This is a genomic window from Serratia sp. TSA_105.2, assembly GCF_052692115.1.
Genome location: NZ_JBQZFT010000004.1, coordinates 492,499 through 498,833 on the forward strand (window position 1 = coordinate 492,499; position 6,335 = coordinate 498,833).

Annotated in this window: 5 protein-coding genes; 3 read left to right on the forward strand and 2 right to left on the reverse strand. The window is 56.8% G+C overall.

From position 1 onward, the window contains the following. Positions 1-83 precede the first annotated feature (83 nt). Together raiA and bamD are read right to left on the reverse strand one after the other, a co-directional pair. The gene (raiA, locus tag ACUTSC_RS16500; protein WP_060422373.1) at positions 84-425 is read right to left on the reverse strand and encodes a ribosome-associated translation inhibitor RaiA; all 342 of its coding nucleotides are present in this window, start codon (positions 423-425) and stop codon (positions 84-86) included. Positions 426-736: 311 nt separating this feature from the next. Beyond that, positions 737-1,468, reverse strand: a complete 732-nt coding sequence (gene bamD, locus ACUTSC_RS16505) for an outer membrane protein assembly factor BamD (protein WP_004932456.1) — start codon at positions 1,466-1,468, stop codon at positions 737-739. Positions 1,469-1,599: 131 nt separating this feature from the next. Between bamD and rluD the strand changes: the two genes are divergently transcribed. The 3 genes from rluD to clpB all read left to right on the forward strand — a co-directional run bounded on the left by rluD (position 1,600) and on the right by clpB (position 6,012). Continuing rightward, positions 1,600-2,577 carry a 23S rRNA pseudouridine(1911/1915/1917) synthase RluD gene (gene rluD, locus ACUTSC_RS16510; protein WP_197766938.1) on the forward strand — a complete coding sequence of 326 codons (978 nt, stop codon included), beginning with the start codon at positions 1,600-1,602 and terminating at the stop codon, positions 2,575-2,577. Further along, on the forward strand, positions 2,577-3,308 hold the full coding sequence (gene yfiH, locus ACUTSC_RS16515; protein WP_197766937.1) for a purine nucleoside phosphorylase YfiH: 732 nt from the start codon (positions 2,577-2,579) through the stop codon (positions 3,306-3,308). Before rluD ends, yfiH begins: the two co-directional genes overlap by 1 nt. 130 nt (positions 3,309-3,438) lie before the next feature. After that, entirely contained in the window at positions 3,439-6,012 is a 2,574-nt protein-coding gene (gene clpB, locus ACUTSC_RS16520) for an ATP-dependent chaperone ClpB (RefSeq protein WP_025301647.1), read from the forward strand. The last annotated feature ends 323 nt before the right edge of the window (positions 6,013-6,335 follow it).

The window sequence follows — 6,335 nt, forward strand, 5'->3', positions numbered from 1 at the left end:
TTTTACCCCGTCAACAAAAATACCCGACAAAAAACGCGCCCTCGGGCGCGTTTGATGCGGCAACCGCAGTCGGACTCGGACAGTTATTCTTCTTCCGGTGTGACTTCCGGCACGATGTCTTTCACGCTGGCATTGCAGCGGCGCGCTTCACCTTTGTGCTGCACCTTGTTCAGCTGGCGCTCCAGCTTGGCGATCAGCTCATTAACGGCGGTATACATGTCATCATGTTTGGCGCTGGCGACCAGCGGGCCGTTAGGCGTGGTAATGGTAGCGTCGGCGACAAACCCCTGTGGTTCTTTGGATAAGACGATGTGCGGGTTTATCAGCTGGGTCTGCCATTTTTCCAGTTTGGTGAGACGGTCTTCGACGTGATTGCGGATTGCGGGAGTGATATCCATTTGTTTGCTGGTAATGTTCAATGTCATATAACTTACCTCTCTGTCTTTCCGTCTTGGTGAATCCAGCATACCCCGCTTTTTGTTTAAATGCGTGATGTAAATCACGATTTTTTGTCACTTTTTGCAAAGTTAGTTCAATCTGTGATTCAGCATTTGAATTGGTTATCTAATGCTTGAGAGTTGCCGCCGGATGGCGCATTATCGATGAGTTGACCGGTGAGGAGCGCTAGCTAACACCGTGTTTTTACTTGTGTATTTCCCAGTGAAAACCCGGTCGACGCCAATGAAAACGGCAGCCGAGGCTGCCGTTTGGTTTTTCTGCCGATGCCGACGCGCGGTTATTGCGGGTTGGCGGCGATCACTTTGGCCACTTTGTCAGCCTGGCCGTTCAGCTGCAGCTGCTTGTAGGCGTTTTCCATCAGCGGCAACACATCGTGCGTCGCCTTGGTATCCGGGAATTCACGCAACATCTGCTCGGCGCGATTAACGACCGCGACGTAAGCACCGCGTTTAGTGTAGTATTCCGCCACCGAAAGCTCATACTTGGCCAAGCGGTCTTTCAGATACACCAAACGCTTGTTGGCGTCGGTCGCGTATTGGCTGTTCGGGTATTGCTGAATCAGCTGGCTGAAGTCGCGGAACGCAGCGCGAGCGTGCTGAGGATCGCGATCTGAACGGTCGACCCCGAAGAAGCCCTGCAGCGCGCTGTCATCGAGCGCCATGTCGGTCAGGCCGCGCATGTACATCACGTAATCGATGTTCGGGTGCGTCGGGTTCAGGCGCATGAAGCGATCGATGGATGCCTGAGCCATCGGCAAGTCGGCGGCCTTATAGTAGGCGTAAATCAAATCCAGCTGGACCTGCTGGGAATACGGCCCGAAAGGATAGCGGTTATCTAACGCTTCGAGTTGCGTAATCGCGCCCTTGAAGTTACCGTCCTGCAGCTTTTGCTGCGCGGTAGCATAGATTTCCGAAGGTGGGTTGTCGGGAACCGCATCCTTGGATGTGGAGCAACCTGCCAGCGCCAGGCTCAACGTGGCTGCCGCCACCAGATATTTCATACGCGTCATGACGTTTTGATTATCCTCAGGGTGTTATTCCGGGAGACTGTCCGTTAAGCTCCCGACAAAGACCAGGTACAATAGCACATTATATTAAACGGCATCGCCGTGAAAACCCAACGTTAACGAAGAAGCTGCATATGGCACAACAAGTACAACTCACCGCAACGGTGGCCGAATCTCAACTCGGACAACGTTTAGATCAGGCTTTGGCCGAATTGTTCCCTGATTATTCACGATCTCGCATAAAAGAGTGGATCCTGGGCGATCGGGTGAAGGTCAATGGCAAAACGTCAAATAAACCGAAAGAGAAGGTGCTGGGCGGAGAGACCGTCGCCATCGATGCACAGATTGAAGAAGAGGCGCGTTGGGAGCCGCAGGATATCGCGTTGGATATCGTCTATGAAGACAGCGACATCCTGGTGATCAACAAGCCGCGCGATTTGGTGGTGCACCCTGGCGCCGGTAACCCAGACGGCACCGTGCTCAATGCGCTGCTGCATTACTACCCGGAAATCGCCGACGTGCCGCGCGCCGGCATCGTGCACCGTCTGGATAAAGATACCACCGGCCTGATGGTGGTGGCGAAAACCGTGCCGGCGCAAACCCGGCTGGTGGAAGCCCTGCAGGCGCGTGAAATCACCCGTGAATACGAAGCGGTGGCGATCGGTACCATGACCGCCGGCGGCACGGTAGAAGAGCCTATCTCGCGCCACTCCACCAAGCGTACCCACATGGCTGTGCATCCGATGGGTAAACCGGCGGTGACGCACTACCGCATCATGGAGCACTTCCGCGCGCACACCCGCCTGCGCCTGCGTCTGGAAACCGGCCGTACTCACCAGATCCGCGTACACATGGCTTACATCAGCCATCCGCTGGTGGGCGATCCGCTGTACGGTGGCCGTCCACGTCCGCCGAAAGGCGCTTCGGAAGCCTTCATCAACACGCTGCGCGGCTTTGACCGTCAGGCGCTGCACGCCACCATGCTGCGTTTGTACCACCCGATCAGCGGCATCCAGATGGAGTGGCATGCGCCGCTGCCGCAGGACATGGTCGATCTGATCAACGCGCTGAAGGCAGACACCGAAGAATTCAAAGATCAGATGGACTGGTAATGAACCCGCTCATTCTGCCCGACTGGCCGTTGCCTCCCGGCGTTAAAGCTTGCAGCACCACGCGCGGCGGCGGCGTCAGCCTGCCGCCTTATGACTCGCTGAACCTCGGCACCCACGTCGGTGACGAGGAACAAGCGGTGAAGTGCAATCGGGAAAGGTTGGTTACCACCGCTGGCTTGCCACAGATGCCGGTATGGCTCGAGCAGGTACACGGCACCCGCGTGGTGCCGTTGACGGGACCAGCGCCCGCCGATCTGCGGGCGGATGCGGTGTACAGCAACGTGCCGGGGCAGGTGTGTGCAGTGATGACGGCGGATTGCCTGCCGGTGCTGTTCTGTTCGCAGCACGGCGACGAAGTGGCCGCCGCTCACGCCGGTTGGCGTGGGCTTTGCCACGGCGTGCTGGAACAAACCGTGGCGGCGTTCAGCGCCGCGCCGGGCCAGATCAGCGCCTGGCTGGGGCCGGCGATCGGTCCGCAGCAGTTTGAGGTTGGGTCGGAGGTGCGCGCCGCTTTCATGGCGGAAGATGCTGAAGCCGCGTTGGCATTTACGCCGCACGGCGATAAGTTTTTGGCTAATATCTACTTGCTGGCTCGCCAACGCTTGTTGCGTGCAGGCGTTCAGGCCATCTATGGCGGCGACCGCTGCACGGTTAACGAAACGAGCCATTTTTTCTCCTATCGACGTGATGGAATAACCGGACGTCTGGCAAGTTTAATCTGGCTGATATAACCTATTGAATTAGGACGATCCAACGACGTATGGCGTTGTACCGAAAATTTAGCGTCGAGATAACCTTGAAAATTTGAGGGATGACCTCATTTAATCTCCAGTAGCAATTTCGACCCATCTTGGAGGTGTTATGCGTCTGGATCGTCTTACCAACAAATTCCAGCTTGCCCTCGCCGATGCCCAGTCACTAGCCCTTGGGCACGACAACCAGTTTATTGAACCGCTACATCTGATGAGCGCCCTGCTCAATCAGGAAGGGGGCACGGTTCGTCCACTTTTAACTTCCGCAGGTATCGATGCCGGGCGCGTACGCACCGAGATCGAACAGGCGCTGTCCCGTTTACCGCAGGTAGAAGGCACCGGTGGTGACGTTCAACCGTCTCACGAGCTGGTGCGCGTTTTGAATTTGTGCGACAAGCTGGCACAGAAGCGTGCGGATAAATTCATTTCTTCCGAGCTGTTTGTGCTTGCGGTGCTGGAAGACCGCGGCTCGTTGACCGACTTGTTAAAAGCGGCCGGCGCAACGGCCGACAAAATCAGCAAAGCCATTGAACAAATGAGAGGCGGTGACAGCGTGGAAGATCAAGGCGCCGAAGACCAGCGGCAAGCATTGAAGAAATACACGATCGATCTGACTGAACGCGCTGAGCAAGGCAAACTTGACCCGGTGATCGGCCGTGACGAAGAGATCCGTCGCACCATTCAGGTGCTGCAACGCCGTACCAAAAACAACCCGGTGCTGATCGGCGAACCTGGCGTGGGTAAAACCGCCATCGTCGAAGGCCTGGCGCAACGCATCATCAACGGCGAAGTGCCGGAAGGGCTGAAGCACAAGCGCGTACTGTCTCTCGATATGGGCGCCTTGATCGCCGGCGCCAAATACCGCGGCGAGTTTGAAGAACGGCTGAAAGGCGTGCTCAACGATCTGGCCAAGCAGGAAGGCAGCGTTATCCTGTTTATCGACGAACTGCACACCATGGTCGGCGCCGGCAAGGCGGATGGCGCGATGGATGCGGGCAACATGCTCAAGCCGGCGCTGGCGCGCGGCGAACTGCACTGCGTCGGTGCCACCACGCTGGATGAGTACCGCCAATATATAGAGAAGGATGCGGCCCTCGAACGTCGTTTCCAGAAAGTGTATGTGGCGGAGCCGAGCGTGGAAGACACCATCGCTATCCTGCGCGGCCTGAAGGAGCGTTACGAACTGCACCACCACGTGCAGATCACCGACCCGGCCATCGTGGCGGCGGCAACGCTTTCGCACCGATATATCGCCGATCGTCAATTGCCGGACAAGGCTATCGACTTGATCGACGAAGCGGCGTCCAGCATTCGCATGCAGATGGACTCCAAGCCGGAGTCTCTCGACAGGCTTGAACGCCGCATCATTCAGTTGAAGCTGGAACAGCAGGCGCTGAATAAAGAGTCTGACGACGCCAGCAAGAAACGCCTGGACATGCTCAGCGATGAGCTGGGGCAGAAAGAGCGCGAATATTCTGAGCTGGAAGAAGAGTGGAAAGCGGAAAAAGCGTCGCTCTCCGGCACCCAGAACATCAAGGCTGAACTCGAGCAGGCCAAAATCACCCTGGAGCAGGCGCGCCGCGTCGGCGATCTGGGGCGGATGTCGGAACTGCAGTACGGCAAGATCCCTGAGCTGGAGAAACAGCTCGCCGCCGCCACGCAGGCCGAAGGCAAGAGCATGAAGCTGCTGCGCAACCGGGTGACCGATGCGGAGATTGCTGAAGTGCTGGCGCGTGCTACCGGGATCCCGGTGGCCAGAATGCTGGAAGGCGAGCGCGACAAGCTGCTGCGTCTGGAGCAAGAGCTGCATTCGCGAGTTATTGGCCAGGACGAAGCGGTCAGCGCGGTCTCTAATGCTATCCGCCGCAGCCGTGCGGGGCTGTCCGATCCTAACCGGCCGATCGGTTCGTTCCTGTTCCTCGGCCCGACCGGGGTGGGGAAAACCGAGCTCTGCAAGGCACTGGCTTCGTTCCTGTTCGACAGCGACGACGCCATGGTACGTATCGATATGTCCGAGTTTATGGAGAAACACTCCGTTTCGCGTCTGGTCGGTGCGCCTCCGGGTTATGTCGGTTATGAAGAGGGTGGCTACCTGACGGAAGCCGTGCGCCGCCGGCCTTATTCGGTGATTCTGCTGGATGAAGTCGAGAAAGCGCACCCGGACGTATTCAATATTCTGTTGCAGGTGTTGGATGACGGCCGACTGACCGATGGCCAAGGCCGTACCGTCGATTTCCGCAATACCGTGGTGATCATGACGTCCAACCTGGGCTCCGATCTGATCCAAGAGCATTTCGGTCAGATGAACTATGCACAGATGAAAGAGTCGGTGATGGAGATGGTGAGTCACCACTTCCGTCCGGAGTTCATCAACCGTATCGACGAAGTGGTGGTGTTCCATCCGCTGGGCGAGAAACACATTGCTGCGATCGCCAAGATTCAGTTGTCGCGTCTTTACAAGCGTTTGGAAGAGCGCGGTTACGAAGTGACCATGACCGAGCCGGCACTGGCGCTGTTGAGCAAAACCGGTTACGACCCTGTATATGGTGCGCGTCCGTTGAAACGCGCTATTCAACAGGAGATCGAGAACCCGCTGGCGCAGCAAATCCTGTCCGGTAAGCTGATCCCCGGCAAACTGGTCACGCTGGATGTGGAAAACGACCATATCGTTGCACGCCAATAACGGCAATCGAGCGTCATAAAGATGAAAGGGAGCGGGTGACCGCTCCCTTTTCTTTATCTTCGTTTGTCCCTATTTACAGGGTTTGCCGCCATTACTGCGCTAAAAGCGGTATTTTTTGACTAATAAACATCCTAAAAAGGCATTTATGGTGATTATTTGAGCTCTTGAAAAGTTTTTTGCAATTAGGGGTTGCGGCCCGCCGAGAACTCCCTATAATGCGCCTCCACTGACCGGGAACAACGACTGACAAGCCGCCGGGTCAGCGAGAGGAAAGCGAAATAAACGCTTGACTCTCCGGGTGAAAAGCGTAATATACGCCACCT

Coding starts and splice junctions, on each gene's coding strand:
- raiA (WP_060422373.1), bottom strand. CDS start 425: ATGACATTGAACATTACCAGCAAACAAATGGATATCACTCCCGCAATC.
- bamD (WP_004932456.1), bottom strand. CDS start 1,468: ATGACGCGTATGAAATATCTGGTGGCGGCAGCCACGTTGAGCCTGGCG.
- rluD (WP_197766938.1), top strand. CDS start 1,600: ATGGCACAACAAGTACAACTCACCGCAACGGTGGCCGAATCTCAACTC.
- yfiH (WP_197766937.1), top strand. CDS start 2,577: ATGAACCCGCTCATTCTGCCCGACTGGCCGTTGCCTCCCGGCGTTAAA.
- clpB (WP_025301647.1), top strand. CDS start 3,439: ATGCGTCTGGATCGTCTTACCAACAAATTCCAGCTTGCCCTCGCCGAT.